Raw genomic sequence first — 26,390 nt, 5'->3', positions numbered from 1 at the left:
GGCGCACTTCGGGGCGATAGCGATCGAAGTGGGATTCGAACTGGGCGATCTGCCCCAGCGTCCCCTCGGAAATCAAACGGCGCACGGTGAGAAAATCCCCGTCCCAACGGCGGTTGTGGAAGATACTGAGCAGCCGCTGCTGCTTTTCGGCCAGTTCGACCAGTGCTTTCGCTTCTGCCAGATCCAGTGCAAAGGGCTTGTCGATCACCACATGTTTGCCTGCCAGCAGCGCCTGGCGGGCGAGGGGGGCGTGGGTGTCGTTGGGGGTGGCGATCACCACCAGATCGACGGTCTCATCCCTCAGCACCTCCTCCAGTGAACCGACCCGGCAGTCGGGCAGATCGGCCTGCACCTTGGCGGCATCGCGGCTTACCACCCAGCTCAGGGACAAGCCCGGGGTGGTGGAGAGGAAGGGGGCGTGGAAGGTCTTGCCTGCAAAGCCATAGCCCACCAGGGCTGCGTTGAGAGTGTGGCTCATCGGGAGTTCTCCGCTGACATCGAGTGAGTGGGGTTGCCATCGCAGGCAATCTGCCGGATGGCCATATGCTGTAAAGGCGATACAAACGAGAAGGGGGCCGATGGCCCCCTGAGTGTGCCCATCAGAGCACAGGATTTATTGCAAACACAAGCGGCGGCCGCGTCGGGTCATCAGCATCACCAGAGGCGGCAGCAGCAGCCACATATGCAGCGCCAGCTGGCTGATCGGGTCGTGCATCAGGGCGCCAGTCAAGCCAACGAGGGCGCCGGAGCCGCTCATCTGGAACAGGCCGAGCAGGGCCGCGGCGGTACCGGCGCAGTGGCCGAACGGTGCCAACGCCATCCCGGCGGCAGCGCCCAGGATCATGGCAAAGCCGATGCTGGAGAGGAATACCGGCCCCATCATCGCCAGCGGATGCTCGATGTGCATCGCCAGCGTCAGGGTGATGGCCGAGAGCATCAACACCAGCAGGCCGATGCGCAGGGTGCGTCTTGGCCCCACCTTGGCGATAAAGCGCGGCGCCATGAAGCAGGCCAGAATGTTGAGCGCGGCGTTGGCGGTAAACCAGTAGCTAAAGCCGCTCATATCGAGCCCCAATTTCACCATCAGCTGCACCGGTGCGGCGGTGACATAAGCGAGGATCACCGCCATCGCCAGCATGCACAGCGCCGCGTTGAACAGGAAGCTGGGGGAGCGTAGTACCGGGCTGTAGCGCGACCAGCTGATGAGTGCCCCTTCGCTGCGGGTCTCCTCCGGGCGGGTCTCCGGCATCCGCCACATCAGCCAGCTGCCGACGATGAGCGCATAACCGGCCATAAACCAGAAGTTGGCAGACCAACCCGCTTTGGCGGTGAGCCAGCCACCGAGCAGGGGCGCCAGCGCAGGAATAAAGCAGATGGCGCCATTGAGGTAGGAGATCATCTGGCCGCTCTTTTTCGGGCCATAGCTGTCACGCACTACCGAGAAGGCGGCGACCGAGGTGGCGCAGGCGCCAAAGCCCTGCAGCACTCGCGCCAGCATCAATTCGCCGAGGCTGGCGGCAAAGCCGGCCCCCAGCGCGCTCAGGCCATAGAGCAGCACGCCGCCCAGCGCGATGGGCTTGCGACCGTAGCGATCGGCCAGCGGGCCAACAAGCAGTTGCCCCAGCCCCATGCTGAACAGGAACCAGGTGATGGTGCCCTGCATCAGGGTTACTTCGGCGCCCAGCTGCTCGGCCATCTGCGGAATGGCGGGCAGGTAGATGTCGATAGCCAGCGGACTGAACAGCACCAGTAGTACGAGTAAAAGTATCAATGGCATCTGTCACCTCTTTAGTCAGCCAGGTTAATGAATTGGGGCGCGAGTCTACTGACTCACAGTAATGAATAGAAATGGTATTTAATCACTTTGGTTATTCCATTATGGAAACATGTATTAAAAAGCTGGTTATTCGATGGCGGCAAATCCCCCGTAACCCCATCACAGCGGGTGTAATTGACGCTTTTACTAAACGCTTGCGCCGCATAGAATGCGCAGATTATTTTTGCGGAGGTGCTCGATGAACAAGCTTGTCCTGGCAACAGGTAACCAGAAAAAGGTGAAGGAATTGGCCGCCATGCTGGCCGATATGAAGATCCAGGTGATCCCACAGAGCGAGTTTGCGGTCTCCGATGCCGATGAGACCGGCACCACCTTCGTCGAGAATGCCATCATCAAGGCCCGCCACGCCGCCCGCATTACCGGTCTGCCCGCCGTGGCCGATGACTCCGGTCTGGAAGTCGACCTGCTGCAAGGGCGACCCGGCGTTTACTCCGCCCGCTTTGCCGGTGTGGGTGCTGGCGACAAGGCCAACATCGAGAAGCTGCTCGGCGAGCTGCAAGGTGCCCCCGAGTATCTGAAGAGCGCCCGCTTCTGGTGTGTGCTGGTCTATATGCGCCACGCCGACGATCCCACTCCCATCATCTGTCAGGCAAGCTGGGAAGGGATGATCATCGACGAGCCGCGCGGTCAACATGGCTTTGGCTATGACCCGGTATTCTTCGTGCCGGATCACGACTGCACCGCCGCCCAGATGCCAGCCGAGCTGAAAAACCAGCTGAGCCATCGCGGTCAGGCGCTGGCCAAGCTCAAAGCGGCGCTGGCTGCGGCGCACTGAGCCAATTCGCCACCTTGTTGGTTACACACGGTCAATTACACATAGTCATCTACAATGGGGGCCTTGAGCCCCCGTTTTATTGGAAGCCCCATGCTGCAACTGCCGCCGCTCTCTCTCTATATTCATGTGCCCTGGTGCGTCCAGAAGTGCCCTTACTGTGACTTCAACTCCCATGCCCAGAAGGGGGAGTTGCCTCACCTAGAATATGTCGCCGCCCTGCTGGAGGATCTGGATCAGGATCTGAAGTGGGCGCAGGGGCGGCCGCTCTCCTCGATCTTTATCGGCGGCGGCACCCCCAGCCTGTTGACGGTGGAGGCGATGCAAACCTTGCTGGACGGGGTACGGGCCCGCATTCCGCTCACCGCAGATTGCGAGATCACCATGGAGGCCAACCCGGGCACGGTGGAGGCGGACAAGTTCGCCGGTTTCCAGCGCGCTGGCATCAACCGTATCTCCATCGGGGTGCAGAGCTTTCAGCAGGAGAAACTGACCCGCCTCGGCCGCATTCACGGCCCGGAAGAGGCGCGCAAGGCCGCGGCACTGGCCCATGCCATCAAGTTGCCTACCTTCAATCTGGATCTGATGCACGGTCTGCCGGATCAGAGTCTGGACGATGCCCTTTATGACCTGCAGCAGGCTATCGACTGCGCCCCGCCGCACCTCTCCTGGTATCAGCTCACCATAGAGCCGAACACTGCCTTTGCCTCCAAGCCGCCCAAACTGCCGGAAGATGACACCCTGTGGGACATCTACGAGCATGGCCACGCCATGCTTACCGCCAGCGGTTATCGCCAGTACGAGATCTCGGCTTATGCCAAAGAGGGCTACCAGTGCCATCACAACCTCAACTACTGGCGCTTTGGCGACTATCTGGGGATCGGCTGTGGCGCCCACGGCAAGGTGACCGATCTCGCGGACCAGCAGATCCTGCGCACAGCCAAAGTGAAGCATCCGAAAGGGTATCTGGACAAGAGCCGTCCCTATCTGGACGAGCTGTGGCAGGTGACGGCAGACGATCTGCCGCTCGAATACTTTATGAACCGCTTCCGACTGTTTGAACCGGCCCCCAAGGCGGAGTTCGAGGCCTATACCGGCTTGTCGCTGGAACGGGTGGAGACGGTGCTCACCATCGCCCAAAGCAAGGAGCTTATCGAGGATTTGGGGGATAGCTGGCAGCTTACTTCTCTCGGCCATCGTTATCTGAACGTATTGCTCGAACTGTTTATGGATGAGTGAAAACTGGCTCACGATCTGGCTGCGAAGCCGTGATCAAGGTTCATGCGCTGCTCGGAAGCCTCACGTATATCTATACGCTCCGGTTCCTGCGCTGCTCTTCACCTCGCTGACAGCTTCTCGCAACAGGTCGTGAGGCAGTTTTGGCGAACCGTGTTTCGAGATAACAATCAGGGCGCCATTGGCGCCCTGATTGTTTATGGTCGGTAGAAACCCGCTCAGCAGCAGACGCGGATCATCTGCTGTTGGCCGGGCTCCCACCGCTTGCCGAATTTGGCCTTGCGCTGGTAACTCCCCTTGCCCTTCTTGTTGCGCTCGACTCGGCTGCGAAACAGGGGATCACAGAGCAGGGCGTGCAGATGGTTATCCTTTATTTCGCCGCGCTGATGGGCATAGTTGCCCCCTTGCGCATTTTCCTCACGGGGGAGGGCGGGTTGGTCGACCCGAATTTTGGCCATGATGGCTCCTCTTCTTTTCTCTTGGTGTGTTGATTCTTGTGTCTGGATGGCTGTTTTCGCTGCGGGCGCCTGTTCAGGCTAGCGCCCGGCAACCGGATGCACTTGCACCGGTTAAAAACGCGGCGATTTTGTCACCAAATCGCCGCCGGAGCAATGCATCGGGCGCGCCGAGTCAGTCACACTGAGCCAGGCACGCTCAGTCAGGCATACCATGTCAGCCGTGAACCGGGTCATGCTGGTCGTGGCTGTGGTGCTCGTGATGGGCCGGGGCACCAGATTCCAGCGTCTCGAGGATGGCGCAGTGCTCCGCCGAGCGCGGCCCGCCGCAGCAGATATTGGAGAGCTCTCGCAGGTTGTCGCGAAAGCGGGTCAGTTCGATGATCTTCTGCTCCACCTGGGCCAGCTTGGTGTCGGCCACTACTTTCACCTCCTGACAGGTGACTTTGGCCTTGTTGGTATCGAGGTCGAGCAGCTCGCCAATATCGGCCAGCGAGAATCCCACCGACTTGGCGCGGATAATAAACTCCAGCCGCCGCTTGTCCTGTTCGCTGTAGAGACGGTAGCCGGATTCGTTGCGGATCCCCGGTGAGATAAGCCCGTTCTTCTCGTAAAAACGCAGGGTATCTGCCTTGACCCCGCACGCCTTGGCCAGTTCACCGATCCGATACATGCTCTCTCTCCCCTTGAATGTATGCCGCCACAAAAACCGGAATCCACTATCACCCCTTTGCCCATGGATTGCCAGCCAAGGGCATAAAAGGGGCAGATAAACATCTCCTGGCGACCCTTTTTCCCATAAAACACTGAAAGTGCAAACGTTTCGAGAAAATCAGGTGGAAAACGTTTAACGCCGCGCCAAATAAGGCTTTGCTGTTTCAAAAAATCCACCACAGGTCACATTTTTTGTGTAGAATACGCGCCCATAACAGAGCGCCGCACCAAGCGGGCATTTCCTAAAACGCTTTTGCCGGATGTCGGGGCGAGAGTGGTTTGCGAAATCCCCCACTTCCATTTATTTGGGGACTCTCTGTGTTGAGCCTCGCCTCCCATGGAACGGTCCCCGTTATGTTGAGGACGATAGTGTGATGGAACAAGCTCGACCCATTCGCCGTGCACTGCTGAGTGTGTCTGACAAAACTGGCATTCTGGAATTTGCCAAGGCACTCAACGAGCGTGGTGTTGCCCTGCTCTCCACGGGCGGTACCGCCAAGCTGCTTGGCGAGGCGGGTCTGCCGGTGACCGAGGTCTCCGACTACACGGGTTTCCCTGAAATGATGGATGGCCGGGTCAAGACCCTGCATCCCAAGGTTCATGGCGGCATCCTCGGTCGTCGGGATCAGGATGACGCCATCATGGCCCAGCACGCTATCTCCCCCATCGACATGGTTGTCGTCAACCTCTACCCTTTTGCTGCCACCGTAGCCAAAGCGGGCTGCACTCTGGCCGATGCGGTCGAGAACATCGACATCGGCGGCCCGACCATGGTGCGCTCTGCGGCCAAAAACCACAAAGATGTCGCTATCGTCGTCAAAGCTGCTGACTATGACCGGGTTATTCGCGAGATGGATGCCAACGGCAACAGCCTGAAACTGGCGACCCGTTTCGATCTGGCCATCGCCGCATTCGAGCACACTGCTGCCTACGACGGCATGATCGCCAACTACTTCGGCACCATGGTTCCTTCCTACGGTGACAACAAGGAGGGTGACGAGGAGTCCCGTTTCCCGCGCACCTTCAACAGCCAGTTCATCAAAAAGCAGGACATGCGTTACGGCGAAAACAGCCATCAGGCTGCCGCCTTCTACGCCGAGGAGCATGCCGCTCCGGGTTCTGTCTCCAGCGCTATCCAGCTGCAGGGCAAGGCGCTCTCCTACAACAACATCGCCGATACCGATGCGGCGCTGGAGTGTGTGAAGGAGTTCGACGAGCCGGCCTGCGTCATCGTCAAGCATGCCAACCCCTGCGGCGTGGCCATCGGTAACGACCTGCTGAGTGCCTACGATCGTGCCTACCAGACCGACCCCACCTCCGCCTTTGGCGGCATCATCGCCTTCAACCGCGAGCTGGATGGTGCCACTGCGGCAGCCATCGTGGCCCGCCAGTTTGTCGAAGTGATCATCGCCCCGACCGTCAGCCAGGAGGCCCGCGATGCGGTCGCCGCCAAGCAGAACGTGCGTCTGCTCGAATGCGGCCAGTGGACTGCTCCGGCGCAAGGGTTTGACCTCAAACGCGTCAACGGCGGCCTGCTGGTACAGGAGCGGGACCTCGGCATGGTGACGCTGGGTGACCTGACCGTGGTCAGCAAGCGTCAGCCGACCGAGGCCGAGCTGCAGGATCTGCTGTTCTGCTGGAAAGTGGCCAAGTTCGTCAAATCCAACGCCATCGTCTACGCCAAAGATGGCCAGACCATCGGCGTCGGCGCAGGCCAGATGAGCCGTGTTTATTCGGCCAAAATCGCCGGTATCAAGGCGGCGGATGAAGGACTGACCGTGGCGGGCTCCGTGATGGCCTCCGATGCCTTCTTCCCGTTCCGCGACGGTATTGATGCTGCCGCGCAGGCCGGTATCTCCTGCGTGATCCAGCCGGGTGGCTCGATGCGCGATCAGGAGGTGATCGATGCCGCCGACGAACACGGCATGTGCATGGTGTTCACCAACATGCGCCATTTCCGTCATTGATGGGTCAGGGGCTGCCGATGGCGGCCCTTTTGTTGTCTCTTTTCAACTGACTATTTCCACTGACTGACGGCCCGGGTGGCCGTCCGGTGACCACAAATAGAAGCGAGCGATACGATGAAAGTACTGATCATTGGCAACGGTGGCCGCGAACACGCTCTGGCCTGGAAGGCCAAACACTCCCCACTGGTACGTCACGTTTTTGTGGCGCCGGGCAATGCGGGCACCCAGCTTGAGCCGGGTGTCGAGAACGTCGCCATCGAGGCGACCGATATCGAAGGGTTGCTGGCTTTTGCCAAAGAGAAGCAGGTCGGCCTCACCATCGTCGGGCCGGAAGCGCCGCTGGTGAAAGGGGTGGTGGATGCCTTCCGCGCCGCCGGTCAGCCGATCTTTGGCCCGACCGCTGCCGCAGCCCAGCTGGAAGGCTCCAAGGCTTTCACCAAGGATTTCCTGGCCCGTCACGCCATCCCGACTGCCGAGTACCAGAACTTCACCGAAGTGGAGCCTGCACTCGCCTACTTGCGCGAGAAGGGCGCCCCCATCGTCATCAAGGCCGATGGTCTGGCGGCGGGCAAGGGGGTGATTGTCGCCATGACCTTGCAGGAAGCGGAAGACGCGGTGCGCGACATGCTCTCCGGCAATGCCTTTGGCGAAGCGGGCTCCCGGGTGGTGATTGAGGAGTTTCTGGAGGGGGAAGAGGCGAGCTTCATCGTCATGGTCGATGGCGAGCACGTGCTGCCGATGGCCACCAGTCAGGATCACAAGCGGGTTGGCGACGGTGATACCGGCCTCAACACCGGCGGTATGGGGGCTTACTCCCCGGCGCCTGTAGTGACCGCCGAGGTACATCGACGCGTGATGGAGCAGGTGATCATGCCGACTGTGCGCGGCATGGCGGCCGAGGGCAACGTCTACACCGGTTTCCTCTACGCCGGTCTGATGATCGACGGCGCAGGCAGTCCTAAGGTGATCGAGTTCAACTGCCGTTTCGGCGATCCCGAGACCCAGCCCATCATGCTGCGGATGCAGTCCGATCTGGTGGAGCTCTGCCTGGCCGCTTGCGCAGGCAAGCTGGATCAGAAAGAGGCCATTTATGATCCCCGCGCCGCTATCGGCGTGGTGTTGGCGGCGGGTGGTTATCCCGGCGATTACAGCACCAACCACCCCATCAGCGGCTTGCCAGTGGATGAGGTTGCGGGCGAGAAGGTGTTCCATGCCGGGACCCGCCTGGAGGGCGATACCAGCCTGACTGCTGGCGGTCGTGTACTGTGCGCCACTGCGCTGGGCCATACGGTTGCAGAAGCCCAGCAGCGTGCCTATCAGCTCGCTGGCCGCATCAAGTGGGATGGCGTCTTCTACCGCAATGATATCGGCTGGCGCGCCATTGCTCGCGAACAGGAGTAACTGACGCCAGCAAATGGCCAGCTGATTCAGACCCCGCTACGGCGGGGTTTTTTGTCCTTGTTTACCGCTTTCAACCATCCTCATGCTGCGCGTCACCGGCGTTCAATCAGTTACCAAGCGCAAACAAGCGCGACATATCTGTCACTATTTGCCACAAAAAACAGCATTTTTCACAAACGTTTCACCATGAGTCATGGCATCATGCTGGTGATGAATTCTTGTTTGGATTCATAAGTACCCCTAACAATTCGAGCATGTCGTTATATAAGGAAATCCCATGTTGAAAACCGTCCGCCCCCTGCTGCTGCCCCTGATGTTTGGCCTGATGACCCTGCCTGCCGTGGCGGGTGATCTGGAACAGCCGATGAAGAAGATTGGCTTCAACTACAAGCAGGCCGTCAAGGCTGATGATGCAGCCACCATGGAGAAGCACATCAACGAGATGAAGGCCCAGCTGGATGTGGCCAAGCAGAAGAACATGCCGGCCGCCAAGAAAGAGAAATTCCTTGAAGGAATGAACGAGGTACAGACCGAGCTGGACGCCAGCCTGGCCGCACTCAAGGCGGGTGATGAGGCCAAGGCGCGCGAACATCTGGCCAAGGTCAACGACCTGAAGAAGGAGTACCACAAATATGCCAAGCAAAAAGGGTGAGCCCTTTCGCTGGGATCCGCTGGTTCGCCTGACCCACTGGGGCTTGGCGGCGGTCTGCATCGGCAACCTCTGGGTTAACGAAGCGGGGGAGGAGTGGCACGAGTGGCTGGGTTACGGCGCCATTGGGCTGATCTCCTTGCGTCTGCTCTGGGGGCTCACTTTCGCCCGTGGCTACGCTCGCCTTGGTGCCCTCATCCCCAGCGGTGAGGATTTTCGCCAGCAAGCGCGCGAGATGCGTGAGCGGCAGCCTCCGGCTCCGGGTCATCACGGTAGCGGCAAGCTGGCCGTGTGGGCGCTCTGGCTGGTTGTGCTGGCCACTGCTGGCAGCGGCTGGTTTCAAAATACCGAGACGGGATTTGAACTGGGGGCTGACGAGTGGCATGAGTGGTGCGTGGTGGCGCTGCAGGGACTGATTGGTCTGCATCTGCTGGCCATCGTCTTCACCTCCTGGCGCCAGCGCAGCAATCTGGTTACCCGGATGCTGCCTGCCATCGTGCGTCGCTCATCCATCCAGAGCGGCAGCAACGAGGAAACCTGAGGCTCAGCATTAGGCTCCTTGTCTCTGAGTGAGGCGCCTGATCCGGACCCTGCCCAGACCCGCCCATGGCGGGTCTTTTCTATGACCTCATCGAGCTCATCACTGGACATTACCCGATCTGCAGATGCAAAAAGGCCGCTCATGATGAGCGGCCTTTTTCAATTTGGTGGCCCCTGGGGGACTTGAACCCACGACCAATCGATTATGAGTCGACTGCTCTGACCAACTGAGCTAAGGGGCCAAATTGTGCATTTAGCGGCGTGGATTATAGGGGAAGAGGAAAGGGCAGTCTATAGGCATATCAACCACTTGGCGACTAATTATCCAGGTCGATAGAGGGTGCAAAGCGGGTCGCAAGGGTAAATGCCAGACAAAACAAAGCCCCGCATGGCGGGGCTTTGGCAGAGCAGTTTGACACAGGGTCAGGACTATTCGTCCAGGAAGCTGCGCAGCACTTCCGAGCGGCTCGGGTGGCGCAGTTTGCGCAGTGCCTTGGCTTCGATCTGACGAATACGCTCACGGGTAACGTCGAACTGTTTGCCCACTTCCTCGAGGGTGTGGTCAGTGTTCATGTCGATACCGAAACGCATCCGCAGTACCTTGGCTTCGCGGGCGGTCAGGCCAGCAAGCACTTCGCGGGTGGCGTTGCGCAGGCTTTCGCTGGTCGCCGCATCCGCTGGCAGAGCCAAGGTGGTATCTTCGATGAAGTCGCCCAAGTGGGAATCTTCATCATCACCGATGGGCGTCTCCATGGAGATAGGCTCTTTGGCGATCTTCAGTACCTTGCGGATCTTGTCTTCCGGCATGCCCATGCGCATGGCCAGCTCTTCCGGGTTCGGTTCACGACCCATCTCCTGCAGCATCTGACGGGAGATACGGTTGAGCTTGTTGATGGTCTCGATCATGTGTACCGGGATACGGATGGTACGGGCCTGATCCGCGATGGAGCGGGTAATGGCCTGACGGATCCACCAGGTAGCATAGGTCGAGAACTTGTAGCCACGACGGTATTCAAACTTGTCTACCGCCTTCATCAGACCGATGTTGCCTTCCTGGATCAGATCCAGGAACTGCAGACCACGGTTGGTGTACTTCTTGGCGATAGAGATAACCAGACGCAAGTTGGCCTCAACCATCTCTTTCTTCGCACGGCGGGCTTTGGCCTCACCGATGCTCATGCGACGGTTGATATCCTTGATCTGGGCAATCGACAGACCGGTCTCTTCTTCAATCTGCTGCAGCTTGCCGATGGCGCGCTGGATATCCTCGTCCATTTCAACCAGACGGGGAGACCAGGCTTTGCCAGCCTGCTTCTGGTATTCGAACCAGGCAGTTTCACACTCATTGTTGGTGAAGGCCGCGACGAAGGTTTTCTTCGGCATCTTGGCCTGCTCAACGCAGAGTTTCATGATGATGCGTTCCTGCACGCGGACGCGCTCCATCATCTCGCGCATGTTGTTGACCAGGCGATCGAACTGCTTGGGCATCAGGCGGAATTGACGGAATACATCGGCCAGCTGGGCGATGGCGGCCTGGGTATCTTCGTGCGCGCGACCATTCTTCTGAATGGAGAGGCGGGTCACTTCATACTGTGCACGCAGTTCGCCGAACTTCTCGCGAGCGACTTCCGGATCCGGACCACCGTCACCATCGTCGTCAGAGCTGTCGCCATCTTCGTCTTCGTCTTCTTCGTCTTCTTCATCTTCGTCAGCCAGATCGTCTTCGCCGAGCTCGGAACCGATATGCGTGGCAGTAGGTGCCATGTCTTCGGTTTCGTTCGGGTCAATAAAGCCAGAGATGATGTCAGAGAGACGCAGCTGCTCGGCTTCGTACTTGTCGTACTGTTCGAGCAGGTAAGTAATTGCTTCAGGGTACTCTGCTACGGAGCTTTGTACCTGGTTGATACCGTCTTCGATCCGCTTGGCGATGTCGATTTCGCCTTCGCGGGTCAGCAGTTCGACGGTACCCATTTCCCGCATGTACATGCGGACGGGATCGGTCGTGCGACCAATCTCAGATTCAACAGATGCCAGAGCCTGGGCCGCTGCTTCGGCAGCGTCCTCATCGGCGGTACCACCTTCAGCCATGATAAGGTCATCGGCATCCGGAGCGTTTTCAACCACTTGAATGCCCATATCGTTGATCATCTGAATGATGTCTTCGATCTGGTCTGAATCGACAATGTCTTGCGGGAGGTGATCGTTCACCTCGGCATAGGTCAGGTAGCCCTGTTCTTTACCTTTGGCAACGAGGAGTTTAAGCTGAGACTGCGGGGTTTGCTCCATAGAACTCATCCGGTTGGTGTTGCTAGGTTGCGCGTACAGTGCGCTGCTGCGCAAATAGCCAATTCTAATAGAAAACCGCCAGACATGCTATGTCTGGTTGCGGCGTCGGTCATGAGAAACCCCTGCCCGCAGTATTGTCGGGGCCAGGCGGTTATAAAAATTTTGCTTTTCATCCCGTCGATTCGGGCAACGCTATCCATATTGGGACTAATCACTCAAATATCAAGCCCCACTCTCATTTCTTTTCTCAATTTGCACCTCTCTTATCAGCATCATCAGCTCTTGGGTTTCTTCGGAGCTTAGTCCTTCCTGAGCCACTTTGGCCTGCAATTCTTCGATCCGCTGTTTCAGAAACTGGTTGATGAAGCCGACGAAGGTGTCCTGCAATTCTCCCAGAATATCCGGCTCTTGATCGAGTTTGATCTCCTCGAACAGGTCGTGCATGGCCAGCTGAGCAAGGATCTCTCCCTCCTTGGTACCACGCCAGTGTTCCAGCAGGATCCCTGTGGTAATACCGGGCTGTGCCAAGATCTGCTGGTGCAGTTGCAGCAGAAACTTGATGCCCTGTACGCGTAGTCCGGCCAATTCCGGCATGGGGGGGAGCTCAGCCGTTACTGCCGGATATTGCACCATCAGTGCCAGCGCACGCCGCAGTGGCGTCAGCTTGGCTGCCTTGGGTTTGTTGACCTCGGCCTTGGGCTGGCTGTTGCGGGCAAAGAGCTCGGCGATGCGCTGCTTGTTCTCGCCCCAACGCATCATGCTGGAGAGACGAGTGATCAGCCCTTCGCGGGTAAACCCTTCCGGTACGCGACGAATAAGCTCGGCAGCCTTGTTGGCCACTTCGAACTTGCCTGCCTCACCGGAGAGCGCCGCATCCCGGCCGAGACGCTCGAACATGAAGTCGGCGAACGGTTGGGCTTCATCGAGCAGGGCTTCAAAGCCCTCCTTGCCGGTCTGGCGTACCAGTGAGTCGGGATCCTCGCCATCGGGCAGGAACACGAACTTCAGCTCGCGGCCATCCTGCAGATGAGGGAGGGCATTATCCAGCGCGCGCCAGGCGGCTTCACGACCGGCATTGTCACCGTCGTAGCAGCAGACCACCTCGGCAGTGGTGCGAAACAGGGTGTGGATATGGTCGCTGGTGGTCGCAGTGCCCAGTGCCGCCACTGCATAGTCGATGTCGTACTGACCGAGTGCCACCACATCCATGTAGCCTTCCACCACCAGGATCCTGCGTGGATCCTTGTGTGCCTGCTTTACTTCGTAGAGACCGAACAGCTCCCGCCCTTTATGGAAGATGGGGGTCTCCGGCGAGTTCAGGTACTTGGGGGTGCCATCACCCAGCACCCGGCCACCGAAACCGATGACCCGGCCACGCTTGTCGCGGATCGGGAACATGATGCGATCGCGGAAACGGTCATAGCTGCCCGGGCCATTGTCACGGGTGATCAGCATGCCGCCCGAGATAAGCAGCTGTTCGTGATCCCGGCTGGCGCCGAAGCGGCGGCGTACCTGATCCCAGTCACTTGGGGCATAACCGATGTTGAAGCGCTTGACTACTTCGCCGGTCAGACCGCGCCCTTTGAGGTACTCCACCGCGTGGGGGGCACTCTTGAGATTGCTCTCGTAGAAGCGGGCGATCTGGTTCATCAGCTCGAACAGATCCTTGCTGACGGCGGGCTGGCTATTGGCCGAGCCGCCGATGCTCTGCTCGCGAGGTACCTGCATGCCTTGCATGCTGGCGAGCTCTTCGATGGCATCGGGAAATTCGAGACCGTCGTACTCCATGACAAAGCCGATGGCGTTGCCGTGGGCGCCACAACCGAAACAGTGGTAGAACTGTTTCTCCTGGCTGACGGTAAAAGAGGGGCTTTTTTCGTTATGAAAAGGGCAGCAAGCCTGGTAGTTCTTACCGGCTTTTTTCAGCCGCACTCGCGAGTCGATCAGCTCGACTATGTCTGTGCGTACGAGCAGATCGTCGATAAAGGATTGGGGGATCCTGCCTGCCATAACCGTCCTGTTTCATTGCGGAGAAAATAAAAAAGCCGCGCATTCCAAGGGAAGCACGGCTTCTTCGACCAAACAAGAGAGTTGCCTGTTACGCCAAGCGGGTTTTCACCTGAGCACTGACGGCGCCGACATCGGCACGCCCCTGAATTTTCGGCTTCAAGACAGCCATGACCTTGCCCATATCAGCCATGACGGCAGCACCACTTTCAGTGATGGCTTGCTCGATCAGGGCTGCAATTTCATCTGCGGTCAGCTGTTGCGGCAGGAATTCCTGCAACACAACGATCTCGGCGGACTCTTTGTCGGCGAGATCCTGGCGACCGGCAGCTTCAAATTGGCTGATGGAATCGCGGCGCTGTTTGACCATTTTGGTCACGACAGCGAGGATATCCTCATCATTCAGCTCGATACGGGTATCGACTTCACGTTGCTTGATTTCTGCCATCAACAAGCGGATCGCTCCCAGACGTGCCTTATCTTTGGCAAGCATGGCGAGTTTTTGCTGATCCTTGAGTTGATCCTTCAGAGACACGGCAATATCTCCCGATTAGTACAGGCGGATACGACGTGCGTTTTCGCGAGACAGCTTCTTGGCGTGACGCTTGACAGCAGACGCTTTGGCGCGCTTACGAATGGTAGTCGGCTTCTCGTAAAACTCACGGCTACGAACTTCGGACAGGATACCGGCTTTTTCGCAAGAACGCTTGAAACGACGCAGAGCAACGTCAAACGGCTCATTTTCACGGACTTTGATTACTGGCATGTGCCTTTCACCTCAGTGATAAATTGTTAGCTGACCTTCAATCGATCAGCATGTCTTAAAATGGTGCGAAATTATACTCTGGACAGGGAATGAAAGTAAACCCGCAGAGATCGCTCTGGTTTAAAAAACCCGCGAAGGTTACCATAGCCGTCTCATTTTAGCAGTGAAATTTTTTAGCAATGCGTGTATTGGGCATAGAGACATCCTGTGACGAAACCGGGATCGCGATCTTCGACGATCAAAAAGGGATCCTTTCCCATCAGTTATACAGCCAGGTCAAGCTGCATGCGGACTACGGTGGCGTCGTCCCCGAACTCGCCAGCCGGGATCATGTTCGCAAGACGATCCCGTTGATCCAGGCCGCATTGCAAGAGGCGGGACTGGGCAAAGATGACATCGACGGCATCGCGTATACCGCGGGTCCGGGTCTGGTTGGCGCCATTCTGGTGGGCGCCACTATTGGTCGTTCGCTGGCGATGGCATGGAACAAGCCTGCTATCGCCGTCCACCATATGGAAGGGCACCTGCTGGCCCCCATGCTGGAAGAGAAGGCTCCCGAGTTCCCCTTCGTGGCGCTGCTGGTATCCGGTGGTCACTCCATGCTGGTGCGGGTCGACGGTATCGGCAGCTATCAGCTGCTGGGGGAATCCATCGACGATGCCGCTGGCGAAGCGTTCGACAAGACTGCCAAGCTGATGGGGCTGGACTATCCGGGTGGTCCGCTGCTCTCCCGTCTGGCCGAGAAGGGCACCACTGGACGTTTCCACTTCCCACGTCCCATGACTGACCGTCCCGGGCTCGACATGAGCTTCTCCGGCCTCAAGACCTTCACAGCCAACACCATCGCCGCCAATGGTGATGATGAGCAGACCCGTGCCGATATCGCTCGGGCGTTTGAAGATGCGGTGGTTGATACCCTGGCCATCAAGTGCCGTCGTGCTTTGAAAGAGACCGGTCTTAAGCGTCTGGTGGTTGCCGGTGGCGTCAGTGCCAACCGTCATCTGCGTGCCCAGCTGGCGGAGCTGATGGAGAGCCTCAAGGGCGAGGTGTTCTATCCGCGCACTGAATATTGCACCGATAACGGCGCCATGATCGCTTACGCCGGTATGCAGCGCCTGAAAGCGGGCGTATTTGAGCCGCTGGTGGTCAAAGCGGTGCCGCGCTGGCCGCTGGATACCCTGGAGCCGGTCTGATCCGACGGATCCCGCCTTCTGGCATGGTGCTGAGTACCATGGTGGCCTACTACTCCGGCAATCCGGCAGCGGTAGTTATAGCGCCGCTGGCACGCTGTTGTGGTGTCTGCTGTCGCCGTGGTTGAGCCATCCGGATAAGAGGTCAGCTCTCGTGCTGGCAGACTGCAAAGTACAGAGTTAAGAGATAAAAAATCCCCGCCAACTGGCGGGGATTTTTATTTGGCGATCAGCAGGCGATGAATTACAGCAGGATGCCGCCGAAGAAGAAGCCCAGTGCCACGGCGATGGCGATGGTGGCGGTGCCCGGTACGAAGAAGGGATGGTTGAAGACCGCCTTACCGATACGGGTGGAGCCGGTGTCGTCCATCTCTACCGCGGCCAGCAGAGTCGGGTAGGTCGGCAGTACGAACAGGGCGCTCACGGCTGCGAAAGAGGCAATCGCAGTCAGCGGGCTGACACCCAGTGCCAGTGCGGCAGGCATCAACGCTTTGGTAGTGGCGCCTTGTGAATAGAGCAGCATGGCAGCGAAGAACAGCACCACAGCCAGCAGCCAGGAGTACTGGTTCAGCAGGTCGCCAGCGATCAGCTGGATGGTGTCCATGTTGCCTTTAACGAAGACGTTACCCAGCCAGGCAACACCCAGTACGCAGATACAGGCGGACATACCGGACTTGAAGGTCGGCATGTTGGTCACTTGAGTAGCGTCCAGTTTGCACACCAGGGTCATGATGGTGGCCGCGGCCAGCATGATGCCCATGATGGCGCCGTCACGGGGGATCGGCGGGTTGGTGATCAGGCCTACTTTACCGGAGATGGCAGTGGCATAAGCCATGACAGCAACGATGGCAGCGATGAAGATCCAGACAGACAGTTTGGCGTACGGTTTGATCTCGAGCTTGGTAGTACCACGCAGTTTGATCAGGCCCTTGGCTTTACGCTCCAGATAGACTTCGTCCTGCTCCAGCGGCTTGCCCATCATGTTGGCAATGAAGGCGCCCAGGATACAGGCCAGGAAGGTAGAGGGGATGCAGATGGCCAGCAGGGTAAGGTAGTCAACACCGAACGGCTCGAGCATACCGGAGAAGGCAACCACAGCGGCAGAGATCGGGGAAGCTGTGATGGCGATCTGGGAGGCGACAACCGCGATGGAGAGCGGACGGGATGGGCGGATCCCTTGCTCTTTGGCCACTTCAGCGATCACCGGCAGGGTAGAGAAGGCGGTATGACCGGTACCGGCCAGCATGGTCATCAGGTAGGTGACCACCGGGGCGGCGAAGGTGATGTATTTGGGGTTCTTGCGCAGCGCTTTTTCTGCCAGGAAGACCAGGTAGTCCATCCCGCCAGCCAGTTGCATACAGGCGATGGCACAGATGACGGATGCGATGATCATGATCACATCCCAAGGGATGTAGCTGACCAGTTGATCGCTCGGGATGGGCATGCCCAGACCCCACGTCAAGACCAGTACCCCCAGACCACCGGCAAATCCGATGCCGATGCTGCCTATCCGGGCCCCCAGATAGATAGCGGCGAGCACGACAAGTAACTCGATTCCAATCATAGCGATAACTCCATTTTTTAGTTTTTGGTTTTTATTTGGCAAAAAGCCAATTCCCGATCGGGCTGGGGATAAAGACCAATCGGGAACTGACTTTATGGGCCGGGAAGATCCCGGCCCACACTCGCTTATACGGTAGCTTCGCGGGTGAAACGCTTGGCTTTGTATTGCGGGTTCATCAGGTTCTCGATGGAGAGAATTTCGTCCAGCTGCTCGGCGCTCAGCAGACCGCGCTCAAGAACGACTTCACGGACGTTCTTGCCGGTCTGGGCACAGATCTTGCCGACGATATCCCCTTCGTGGTGGCCGATGAAGGGGTTCAGGTAGGTCACGATACCGATGGAGTTCAGCACGTGATTCATGCAGATTTCCGGGTTGGCGGTGATACCTTCCACGCACTTCTCGCGCAGGGAAATACAGGCTTTTTCCATCAGGCTCAGGGATTCGAACATCGCCTGACCAATCACCGGCTCCATGACGTTCAGCTGCAGCTGACCGGCTTCGGCGGCGAAGGTGATGGTGATGTCGTTACCGAATACCTTGAAGCAGGATTGGTTGACCACTTCCGGGATAACCGGGTTGACCTTGGCCGGCATGATGGAGGAACCCGCCTGCATTTCCGGCAGGTTGATCTCTTTCAGTGCAGTGCGCGGGCCGGAGGATAGCAGACGCAGGTCGTTACAGATCTTGGACAGCTTCATAGCCAGACGCTTGATGGCGCCGTGCAGCATGACGTAGGCGCCACAGTCTGAGGTCGCTTCGATCAGGTCTTCTGCCGGTACATAGGCACGACCGGTGATCTCGGCCAGACGCTTGATGGCCAGAGCAGAGTACTCGGGCGGAGTGTTCAGACCGGTACCGATGGCGGTCGCGCCCAGGTTCACTTCCAGCAGCAGCTCCTGGCAACGCTTGATGGACTTGATCTCTTCACGCAGGGTCACGGCGAACGCGTGGAACTCCTGACCCAGAGTCATCGGAACCGCATCTTGCAGCTGGGTACGACCCATCTTCAGGATGTTTTTGAACTCTTTCGCTTTGGCATCGAATGCCGCGATCAGGTGCTCCAGCGCGTGCAGAGTCACGTCAGTGCTGTTGACCACAGCAACGCGAAAACCGGTGGGGTAGGCATCGTTGGTGGACTGGCACTTGTTGACGTGGTCGTTCGGGTTGATGACGTCGTAACGGCCTTTCTCCAGACCCATGATTTCCAGGGCGATGTTGGCCAGTACTTCGTTGGTGTTCATGTTGACGGAGGTGCCGGCACCACCCTGGTAAACGTCGACCGGGAACTGGTCGAAGCATTTGCCGGTGTTCAGCATCAGGTCGCAGGCTTCTACGATCTTGTCAGCAATTTCAGGACGGATGGTACCCAGTTCACCGTTTGCCAGCGCAGCGGCCTTCTTGGTCAGCACCATACCGCGGACGAATTCCGGAACGTCAGAAATCTTCTGAGAGCTGATCTTGAAGTTCTCGACAGCGCGCAGGGTGTGCACACCGTAGTAGAGATCATTGGAAACTTCTTTGGTGCCCAGCAGGTCTTCTTCAATGCGGACGTTCTTGATGTCGCTCATTGTAATGCCTCAGAAATCAGATAAATGGAAAAATCCTCACCGAGTGGTCGCGAGTTCCTTGCGCACAGCTCATCCTGAAGCACCACACATCGAGTGGGGCGGTTGGGAGAATGACCTCCCGAAAAACTAATCAATATACTACTCCAATTGAGGTATCGGTTATTAGAGGTGGATCACTAAATTTGCGACATTTTCAAATTACTTTGAGGAAAGTACACATATGTTATGAAGTTTTTATCATGATGATTTTTATAAATTTTTGTGACTTTTTGCTGGTTTTTTAGATTACTGATGACGTAGGTGTCAGTTGACCAACTTGAAAAGAGGGGGGCAGCCCCCATTTATTCAGAGCAGAAAGTGGTGATGACGGGGCGGCAAAATCGCCTCTGACCATCGTTGGATGGGCGCCACTTTTTCTCAATTTACCGGTGCTGGAGTGGATATGGGCAAGTTGTTTTTGTTGTTGGTGGGTCTGGTTGTGCTGGAGCTCACCGTGATGATCGAGGTCGGCTCGGTAATCGGGGCGCTGCCGACTGTCGGCTTGCTCATACTGACTGCGGTATTGGGCTCCTCGCTGGTGCGCAGTGAAGGGATCAAGACCCTGTTCAGTGCCCAGCAAAAGATGCAGATGGGCGAGATGCCGGGCCGCGAGGTGATGGGTGGCATGATGCTGGCGTTGGCCGGCTTGCTGCTGATTATCCCGGGTTTTGTCACCGACTTCTTCGGGGTCCTGCTGCTGCAGCCCTGGCTGCGCAACAAACTGGCTGACAAGCTGATCGGCAGCAGCCAGTTCCGGATGCAGATGGGTGGCTTCCAGCGTACTCAATCGCCGTTTGGCAACGTACCGTCCGATGAGCATCTGGGGAACGCCAAGCAGGGCGGCACCACCATCGAAGGCGAATTTGAGCGTAAAGAGTAATCGACGAGACGAAAACCCGAGGCGAGTGACTGAATCAGGGTTTGCCCTGATGGCACAAGGCCTCGAAGCGGTGTCGGGCATACCACCATGCGAGGGTGCCCGCCGCCAGATTGGCCAGCAGTATTCCCAGATATATCCCCTGTTCTCCCCCCAGCTTGGCCCCCAGCCAGGCTCCTGGCAACAGAAAACCAAACAGTCGCAATCCGTTGAACAAGAACGAAATACTGGATGCTCGCACGCCATTTAGCGCCGAGGCCAGCAGCATCACCATGCCCTGAAAGCCATAACCGATCGGCACCAGATGCAGATAGAGAATGATGAGGCGAATGACCTGCGGATGATCGCTGAACAGGTTGGCGATGAGTGGCGCCAGTAGCCAGGTCAGGCCATAGATGGCGAGCTGGAACAGCAACGCAAACCCCATGCAGCTCTGCAGTGCAGCCTTGGCGCGGGCCGGATTACCGGCACCGCAGTTTTGCGAGATGAAAGGGGCCAGTACGGAGGCAAGGGCCATCATCACGATCAGCAGCAGCGCCTCGACCCGCGATGCGGCGCCGTAAGCGGCTACCACCTCGGTACCCAGGCCCGCAAAGATCGTCATCAGCACCGCATTGGCCAGGGGGTTGAGCATATTGGTAAAAGAGGCGGGGACGGCGACATGGAGTAACGCCCGCCAGTGAGACAGTAACCGGGCCCGCGGCGAGAGACGCAACAGCAGCAAGCCTTCCCGATGACGCAGGATATAGAGGCTGACCAGCATCGCCATCAACCAGGAGATAGAAGTCGCGATGGCGGCCCCGCGGATCCCCCACTCGGGAAAGGGGCCGATGCCGAAGATCAACAGAGGATCCAGTACCCCGTTGACCAACCCGGCTACGGCCATCACCAGACTGGGGGTTTTGGTATCGCCGGTCGCCCGGATGGCGGCATTGCCCACCATGGGCAGCACCAGCATGGGGACGGTGAGATACCAGATCAGCATGTAGTCATGGATGAGGGAGATAAGCTCGGCACTGGCCCCCAGCAGAGTAAACAGAGGCTTGATGGTGAGAGCCCCCCCCGCTGAGAGCAGGGCCACCATGATCACCGCCAGAAACAGGCTGTCGGTGGCGAGATGGGCCGCCTCATCGTGTTTGCCCTGCCCCAGGGTATGACCGATCACCGCTGACAATCCGGCGCCCAATCCCATCGCCAGTGAGGTAACCACAAAAGTGACAGGAAAGGTAAAACTGATGGCGGCCAGAGCTTCGGTGCCCAGCATACCGATAAAAAAGGTATCGACCAGATTGAAGGCCAGAATGGCGATGATGCCGAAGATCATGGGGCCCGTCATCTGGCGCAGTACGACCGGAATAGGGGCTGTCAACATGGGGTTGGTGCGGGTCAAGGGCTCGTCTCTACAGCTGGCTTTGAAGGTTCTGGCATGGAAACCAGGCGGCTTGAACCGACCTTGCACTAGGGTGCGGACATGGCTGAACCATCGAAGATGTTTATAGTACGTGAAAAAATTTTTTTTGTATTTGCCCTTGAAGGGTTAGCAACTCTGCCCCACATCAGGGACATATCTAATTTGGCCTGGAACGGCCATTCCTCAAAGCAACAATGAGACTCATTTTGGGAGAGTTATCGATGAAAATTCGTCCACTGCACGACCGCGTCATCATCAAGCGCATCGAAGCTGAAGCCAAATCTGCCGGCGGTATCGTCTTGACTGGTACTGCGGCCCAGAAGTCCACCCGTGGTGAAGTGCTTGCCGTGGGGACTGGTCGCATCCTGGATAATGGCGAAGTCAAAGCACTGGCCGTGAAGGTTGGTGACAAGGTTATCTTCAACGAAGGCTACGGTGTTAAGACCGAGAAGCTGGATGGTCAGGACGTCCTGATCCTCTCCGAAACCGACATCCTGGCGATTGTCGAAGAGTAATCCATCCTCCTTTTCCCCGAATTGATTTAAGGATTGAAGAAAAATGGCAGCTAAAGACGTTAAGTTTGGTAACGAAGCCCGCATCAAGATGCTGGAAGGCGTAAACATCCTGGCTGATGCCGTCAAGGTGACTCTGGGCCCGAAAGGCCGCAACGTGGTGCTGGACAAGTCCTTCGGCGCCCCGACCATCACTAAAGATGGTGTGTCTGTTGCGCGCGAAATCGAGCTGGAAGACAAGTTCCAGAACATGGGCGCCCAGATGGTCAAGGAAGTGGCTTCCAAGGCGAACGATGCCGCCGGTGACGGTACCACTACTGCAACCGTTCTGGCTCAGGCTATCGTCAACGAAGGTCTGAAAGCCGTTGCCGCCGGTATGAACCCGATGGATCTGAAGCGCGGTATCGACAAAGCCGTTGTGGCTGCCGTTGCCGAGCTGCAAGCACTGTCCCAGCCGTGCGCTGACAGCAATGCCATTGCTCAGGTGGGCACCATCTCCGCCAACTCCGACGAGAAAGTGGGCAAGCTGATTGCCGAAGCCATGGACAAAGTGGGTCGCGATGGCGTCATCACCGTTGAAGATGGTCAGGGTCTGGAAGATGAGCTGGCAGTTGTTGAAGGTATGCAGTTCGACCGCGGCTACCTGTCCCCCTACTTCATCAACAAGCAAGAGACCGGTTCCGTTGAACTGGACGACCCGTTCATTCTGCTGGTTGACAAGAAAGTCTCCAACATCCGCGAAATGCTGCCGGTGCTGGAAGGCGTTGCCAAAGCTGGCAAGCCGCTGCTGATTGTTGCTGAAGACGTAGAAGGCGAAGCGCTGGCGACTCTGGTGGTCAACACCATGCGCGGTATCGTGAAAGTGGCTGCCGTCAAGGCGCCTGGCTTCGGTGACCGTCGCAAGGCCATGCTGCAGGATATCGCCGTACTGACTGGCGGTACCGTAATCTCTGAAGAAGTTGGCATGGAGCTGGAAAAAGCGACTCTGGAAGATCTGGGTCGTGCCAAGCGCATCGTCATCACCAAAGAGAACACCACCATCATCGATGGCGTGGGTGATGCCGGTGTGATCGAAGGCCGTGTTGCCCAGATCCGTCAGCAGATCGAAGAGACCTCTTCCGACTACGATCGTGAGAAGCTGCAAGAGCGCGTAGCCAAGCTGGCTGGCGGTGTTGCCGTGATCAAGGTTGGCGCAGCCACCGAAGTCGAGATGAAAGAGAAGAAAGCACGCGTTGAAGATGCCCTGCACGCTACCCGCGCCGCGGTTGAAGAAGGCGTGGTTGCCGGTGGTGGTGTTGCGCTGGTTCGCGTTGCTGCCAAACTGGCGGGTCTGCGCGGTGACAACGAAGACCAGAACGTCGGTATCAAGGTTGCCCTGCGCGCCATGGAAGCCCCGCTGCGTCAAATCGTCATCAACGCCGGTGAGGAAGCCTCCGTCATTGCCAATGCAGTGAAGAACGGCGAAGGCAACTTCGGTTACAACGCTTACAGCGAACAGTATGGCGACATGCTGGCCATGGGTATCCTGGATCCGACCAAGGTAACCCGTTCCGCCCTGCAGTTTGCCTCTTCCATCGCCGGTCTGATGATCACCACCGAGTGCATGGTCACCGAACTGCCGAAGAAAGATACCCCTGCTATGCCTGACATGGGCGGCATGGGTGGCATGGGCATGATGTAATCATCCCCCTTGTTCTGTTTGACAAACGGCTCGCTCAAGGCGAGCCGTTTTTTTATATCTGGCTAAACTGAGTCTGTTGAGACAGCAAATCTGGGGGCGATATGAAAATGTTTGGTTGGCTGACACTACTGTGTTCATTGGTCATCATGCCGGTGATGGCTGCTGAGGCGCTGACTGGGCCGGTGATCCTGAAAGTCGGTGGCAACATCAGGTCGGCAGACGAAGTTGATGGCAAGGTGTTGTTTGATCTGGCAAAACTACAGGCTCTGCCGCAACATGAGATAGTGACCGGCAACCCGTGGGTGGATAAGCCGCACACCTACAGAGGCCCAAAACTGGCCGATGTATTGGCTGCAGTCGGTGCGGATGGCAAGACCATTACGTTGACGGCGCTGAACAGTTTCCAGGTCCGCATTGAATGGGACAAGGTTGCCAAATACGAGCCCATCCTTGCATGGGAAGACAACGGCGCTGTCATGCGGGTGCGTGACAAGGGGCCGGTCTGGTTTATGCTGCCTCTTGATCAGTATCCGGAATTGAAGCGATCCGAATATACCGACATGATGATCTGGCAGCTGGATTTGATAGACATTCAGCACTGATAAAAACAGCACGGGAGCATGGGGTGAAAGGAAAGACCAGGGCGTGGCCACTGCTCGTCATTCTGTATGTATCCATCCTGTTGTTTACCGGGAGCACCCTCTATTGCCTGATGCAGATCCAGAATGCGACCAGAGCGATGGAGAAATACACCTATGATGTCTCTTGGGCGCTGATGCAGTTGCAGCTGGAGCTCGGTCGTTTCCTCAATGCGGTAGAGGTCTATCACTATGGCGGGATTGATCATGACACCTTGATGTTGCGTTATGACATTCTCTGGAGCAGAACGCCCATCCTGTTGAGCGGCCAGCTGCGCAAGAGCATGCAGGACAAGCAGAAAACCTTGCGTCTGGTGCAGCTGATTGAAACCAATATTCGCCAAATAGAGCCCGACATCACCAAGTTGCAGAGCGGGGCATCTGACTATCAGCAGATCATGATGCGCCTTGCCCCGCTGCAAGAGCCGCTCTCCTACTCCCTCGCTTCTGTGATGCAGAAGAACATTAACGTCTATTCCGAGAACGATCGCCATTTTGGCCAATTGCGTAATGCCCTGTTGCTGATGGTCTCCGGTCTGGTCATGTCAGTGCTGCTGCTCAGCATGCTGCTTATATATGAAGGGCGTCGCCATTTCAGAGCAGCCAGACGGGATCCGCTGACTGGGTTGTCCAATCGGGTTGCTTTGCTGGAGCGGATGGAGCTGTACGCCACACAGGAAGTACCGTTTGGGCTGGTGCTGGTCGATATCAACGACTTCAGGGATATCAACAGCAAGTTTGGTTATGACACCGGTGATTATCTGCTTTGTGAGTTTGCCACCCGGATCAGAGTGCTCTGTGAAGAGGGGGAGTGGAGCGGACGTCTTGGGGGGGATCAATTTGCCATTATTCAGCGTGGCAGCAGCGATCTGCGTCAGGTCAGGGAGCTGGTAGCGCGATTGCTGCATGCGCTGAAGCAAGATATCGTCTATGACAACTATCCCTTCCGGCTTGAAGTCGGGATCGGGATTGCCTTCTATCCGATGGACAGCGACAAGACTCAGGAGTTGCTGAGTCGTGCGGAGCAGGCCCTGTTCCATAGTCGCAAGACCCATGTCCCCTATGTAATTTACGATAACTCCCTGCTCAACGAGACGGCGCGGCGCAAGCATTTGGCGTCGGACATGATCATGGCGCTGGAACACAATGCGCTGGAACTCTATTACCAACCTATCGTCAATCTCGAGAGTGGCCGCTGTGAAGCTGTCGAGGCTCTGCTGCGCTGGCGGCATCCGGAACTCGGCTTCATTCCGCCAAACGAAGTGATCATGGTGGCCGAGGAGTTCCAGCTTGCCGAACGGGTTGGGAGCTGGGTGCTGAACACCGCTTGCGAGCAGCTCTATCAGTGGCACCAGCTTGGTATGGTTGATCTGCAAATGTGTGTGAATATCTCGCCAGGCATGTACCAGCGCAATTTGCTCAAATTGGTGGCCAAGGCATTGATGGAGCACCACCTGCCTGCCCGTAGCCTGGTCCTGGAGGTCACGGAAGATACCACCATGCGCGAAGTGAAGAACTCGCTGCAACTGATGCAGGATCTCAATCAGCAGGGGGTACTGCTGGCATTAGATGATTTTGGTACCGGTTATTCCTCTTTGAGTTATCTGCAAAAGTTACCGGTCAGCAAAGTGAAGATCGACCGTTCATTTATACAGGGCATTGACACTTCACTGGAGGCATCCGAACTGGTCGCCAATATTTGTCGGATGGGGTCGATGCTGGGCAAGAGTCTGGTGTGTGAAGGGATTGAGACACAGGCTCAGTTGGATGTGCTGCGATCCCTGACCGATATCCACTTGTATGGGCAGGGCTATCTGTTCAGCCGACCAGAGCAGGCGGAGAAAATCTATCAAACCTTGTTGGAGATGGAGGAGCTTTGGCTGGCGCGTCAACAATCCGAAATGGCTTATATGAGTTGAGAGGGGGCTTGCCTGTCATCTGCCTCCAGAATGTGTGATTTAGCTCGAACTTTCTTCTTTTTGTTTGTTGTTTGAACGGTTGTGCGGTTTTATCAAAAAAACATGCAACTTAGCCTTGCCAGAAAGAATTCACTCCCTATAATGCGCCTCCATCGACAGGGCAAGCGGCAACGCAAACAACCTCGTCGATAACCTCGAAAAGCCTTTGAAAATAAGGCTTGACTCGAGAAGGTGGTTGAGTAGAATTCCACTCCCGCAGCAACACGCTGTTGCGTCGCTCTTTAACAATTTGAATCAAGCAATCTGTGTGGGCACTCACAGCATCGAACATCAAAACAATTTTTGATTTTCAATGTCTGGT

General features: G+C 57.3%; 23 protein-coding genes and 1 tRNA gene. 12 read left to right on the top strand and 12 right to left on the bottom strand.

Annotated features, from left to right (window positions below; genetic code table 11):
- Positions 1-478, bottom strand: a 478-nt coding sequence (locus AB5Y76_RS01365) for a Gfo/Idh/MocA family oxidoreductase (RefSeq protein ID WP_368177651.1), incomplete at its 3' end; no start/stop codon positions are given.
- Between the two features lie 135 nt (positions 479-613).
- Entirely contained in the window at positions 614-1,777 is a 1,164-nt protein-coding gene (locus tag AB5Y76_RS01360) for a multidrug effflux MFS transporter (RefSeq protein ID WP_201947104.1), read from the bottom strand.
- A gap of 238 nt (positions 1,778-2,015) precedes the next feature.
- Between AB5Y76_RS01360 and rdgB the strand changes: the two genes are divergently transcribed.
- Both rdgB and hemW read left to right on the top strand, forming a co-directional pair.
- Positions 2,016-2,612, top strand: coding sequence for an RdgB/HAM1 family non-canonical purine NTP pyrophosphatase (gene rdgB, locus AB5Y76_RS01355; RefSeq protein WP_005340539.1), 597 nt, complete (start codon positions 2,016-2,018; stop codon positions 2,610-2,612).
- A 90-nt stretch (positions 2,613-2,702) separates the two neighbouring features.
- The gene (gene hemW, locus AB5Y76_RS01350) at positions 2,703-3,848 is read left to right on the top strand and encodes a radical SAM family heme chaperone HemW (protein WP_263718846.1); all 1,146 of its coding nucleotides are present in this window, start codon (positions 2,703-2,705) and stop codon (positions 3,846-3,848) included.
- A gap of 215 nt (positions 3,849-4,063) precedes the next feature.
- Here the strand turns inward: hemW and AB5Y76_RS01345 are convergent, their stop codons facing one another.
- Both AB5Y76_RS01345 and zntR read right to left on the bottom strand, forming a co-directional pair.
- Positions 4,064-4,303 carry an alternative ribosome-rescue factor A gene (locus AB5Y76_RS01345; RefSeq protein WP_127006876.1) on the bottom strand — a complete coding sequence of 80 codons (240 nt, stop codon included), beginning with the start codon at positions 4,301-4,303 and terminating at the stop codon, positions 4,064-4,066.
- Positions 4,304-4,517: 214 nt separating this feature from the next.
- Positions 4,518-4,973, bottom strand: a complete 456-nt coding sequence (zntR, locus tag AB5Y76_RS01340; protein WP_263718847.1) for a Zn(2+)-responsive transcriptional regulator — start codon at positions 4,971-4,973, stop codon at positions 4,518-4,520.
- A gap of 415 nt (positions 4,974-5,388) precedes the next feature.
- Here zntR and purH point away from each other — a divergent pair, with 415 nt between their 5' ends.
- The 4 genes from purH to AB5Y76_RS01320 all read left to right on the top strand — a co-directional run bounded on the left by purH (position 5,389) and on the right by AB5Y76_RS01320 (position 9,572).
- Positions 5,389-6,981, top strand: coding sequence for a bifunctional phosphoribosylaminoimidazolecarboxamide formyltransferase/IMP cyclohydrolase (purH, locus tag AB5Y76_RS01335; RefSeq protein WP_042084461.1), 1,593 nt, complete (start codon positions 5,389-5,391; stop codon positions 6,979-6,981).
- Positions 6,982-7,095: 114 nt separating this feature from the next.
- Positions 7,096-8,382, top strand: a complete 1,287-nt coding sequence (gene purD, locus AB5Y76_RS01330) for a phosphoribosylamine--glycine ligase (protein WP_263718849.1) — start codon at positions 7,096-7,098, stop codon at positions 8,380-8,382.
- Between the two features lie 277 nt (positions 8,383-8,659).
- Positions 8,660-9,034, top strand: a complete 375-nt coding sequence (locus tag AB5Y76_RS01325; protein WP_005349056.1) for a cytochrome b562 — start codon at positions 8,660-8,662, stop codon at positions 9,032-9,034.
- Positions 9,015-9,572 (top strand): cytochrome b/b6 domain-containing protein, encoded by a 558-nt coding sequence (locus AB5Y76_RS01320; protein WP_144715065.1) that lies wholly within the window; start codon positions 9,015-9,017, stop codon positions 9,570-9,572. Before AB5Y76_RS01325 ends, AB5Y76_RS01320 begins: the two co-directional genes overlap by 20 nt.
- A gap of 164 nt (positions 9,573-9,736) precedes the next feature.
- On the opposite strand, the gene AB5Y76_RS01315 is transcribed toward AB5Y76_RS01320, so the two are convergent.
- The 5 genes from AB5Y76_RS01315 to rpsU form a co-directional block, all read right to left on the bottom strand.
- Positions 9,737-9,813 (bottom strand) — tRNA-Ile (locus AB5Y76_RS01315).
- Positions 9,814-10,000: 187 nt separating this feature from the next.
- Positions 10,001-11,896 (bottom strand): RNA polymerase sigma factor RpoD, encoded by a 1,896-nt coding sequence (rpoD, locus tag AB5Y76_RS01310; RefSeq protein WP_263718854.1) that lies wholly within the window; start codon positions 11,894-11,896, stop codon positions 10,001-10,003.
- Between the two features lie 183 nt (positions 11,897-12,079).
- Positions 12,080-13,867 (bottom strand): DNA primase, encoded by a 1,788-nt coding sequence (gene dnaG / locus AB5Y76_RS01305; RefSeq protein ID WP_263718850.1) that lies wholly within the window; start codon positions 13,865-13,867, stop codon positions 12,080-12,082.
- A gap of 88 nt (positions 13,868-13,955) precedes the next feature.
- Positions 13,956-14,399, bottom strand: a complete 444-nt coding sequence (locus AB5Y76_RS01300; RefSeq protein WP_005349081.1) for a GatB/YqeY domain-containing protein — start codon at positions 14,397-14,399, stop codon at positions 13,956-13,958.
- Positions 14,400-14,414: 15 nt separating this feature from the next.
- Positions 14,415-14,630: a 30S ribosomal protein S21 gene (rpsU, locus tag AB5Y76_RS01295; RefSeq protein ID WP_005309452.1), complete on the bottom strand. Its 216-nt coding sequence runs from the start codon at positions 14,628-14,630 to the stop codon at positions 14,415-14,417.
- Between the two features lie 179 nt (positions 14,631-14,809).
- On the opposite strand from rpsU, the gene tsaD reads away from it, so the two are divergent.
- Complete coding sequence (tsaD, locus tag AB5Y76_RS01290; RefSeq protein WP_263718851.1) at positions 14,810-15,823, top strand: tRNA (adenosine(37)-N6)-threonylcarbamoyltransferase complex transferase subunit TsaD; 1,014 nt, start codon at positions 14,810-14,812, stop codon at positions 15,821-15,823.
- Positions 15,824-16,064: 241 nt separating this feature from the next.
- On the opposite strand, the gene AB5Y76_RS01285 is transcribed toward tsaD, so the two are convergent.
- The gene (locus AB5Y76_RS01285) at positions 16,065-17,384 is read right to left on the bottom strand and encodes an anaerobic C4-dicarboxylate transporter (RefSeq protein ID WP_021229055.1); all 1,320 of its coding nucleotides are present in this window, start codon (positions 17,382-17,384) and stop codon (positions 16,065-16,067) included.
- Positions 17,385-17,509: 125 nt separating this feature from the next.
- Positions 17,510-18,952, bottom strand: coding sequence for an aspartate ammonia-lyase (gene aspA, locus AB5Y76_RS01280; protein WP_263718852.1), 1,443 nt, complete (start codon positions 18,950-18,952; stop codon positions 17,510-17,512).
- Between the two features lie 442 nt (positions 18,953-19,394).
- Here aspA and AB5Y76_RS01275 point away from each other — a divergent pair, with 442 nt between their 5' ends.
- Entirely contained in the window at positions 19,395-19,871 is a 477-nt protein-coding gene (locus AB5Y76_RS01275; RefSeq protein WP_204477728.1) for an FxsA family protein, read from the top strand.
- Positions 19,872-19,905: 34 nt separating this feature from the next.
- Here AB5Y76_RS01275 and AB5Y76_RS01270 read toward each other — a convergent pair whose 3' ends face one another.
- Positions 19,906-21,240 (bottom strand): MATE family efflux transporter, encoded by a 1,335-nt coding sequence (locus tag AB5Y76_RS01270; protein ID WP_263718853.1) that lies wholly within the window; start codon positions 21,238-21,240, stop codon positions 19,906-19,908.
- Between the two features lie 260 nt (positions 21,241-21,500).
- Here AB5Y76_RS01270 and AB5Y76_RS01265 point away from each other — a divergent pair, with 260 nt between their 5' ends.
- From AB5Y76_RS01265 to AB5Y76_RS01250, 4 genes are all read left to right on the top strand, one after another.
- Positions 21,501-21,794 (top strand): co-chaperone GroES, encoded by a 294-nt coding sequence (locus AB5Y76_RS01265; protein WP_005340573.1) that lies wholly within the window; start codon positions 21,501-21,503, stop codon positions 21,792-21,794.
- A 43-nt stretch (positions 21,795-21,837) separates the two neighbouring features.
- Positions 21,838-23,472, top strand: coding sequence for a chaperonin GroEL (gene groL / locus AB5Y76_RS01260; protein ID WP_005340575.1), 1,635 nt, complete (start codon positions 21,838-21,840; stop codon positions 23,470-23,472).
- Between the two features lie 101 nt (positions 23,473-23,573).
- The gene (locus AB5Y76_RS01255; protein WP_019444953.1) at positions 23,574-24,074 is read left to right on the top strand and encodes a molybdopterin-binding oxidoreductase; all 501 of its coding nucleotides are present in this window, start codon (positions 23,574-23,576) and stop codon (positions 24,072-24,074) included.
- A gap of 23 nt (positions 24,075-24,097) precedes the next feature.
- Positions 24,098-26,029 carry a bifunctional diguanylate cyclase/phosphodiesterase gene (locus AB5Y76_RS01250; protein WP_115523289.1) on the top strand — a complete coding sequence of 644 codons (1,932 nt, stop codon included), beginning with the start codon at positions 24,098-24,100 and terminating at the stop codon, positions 26,027-26,029.
- Positions 26,030-26,390: the final 361 nt, after the last annotated feature.

It is taken from the genome of Aeromonas sp. R1-2 (genome assembly GCF_040908505.1).
GTDB classification, from domain to species: domain Bacteria; phylum Pseudomonadota; class Gammaproteobacteria; order Enterobacterales; family Aeromonadaceae; genus Aeromonas; species Aeromonas veronii.
Note: the sequence above shows the minus strand (reverse complement) of the source record. Positions and strands in the feature narration are given on the sequence as shown.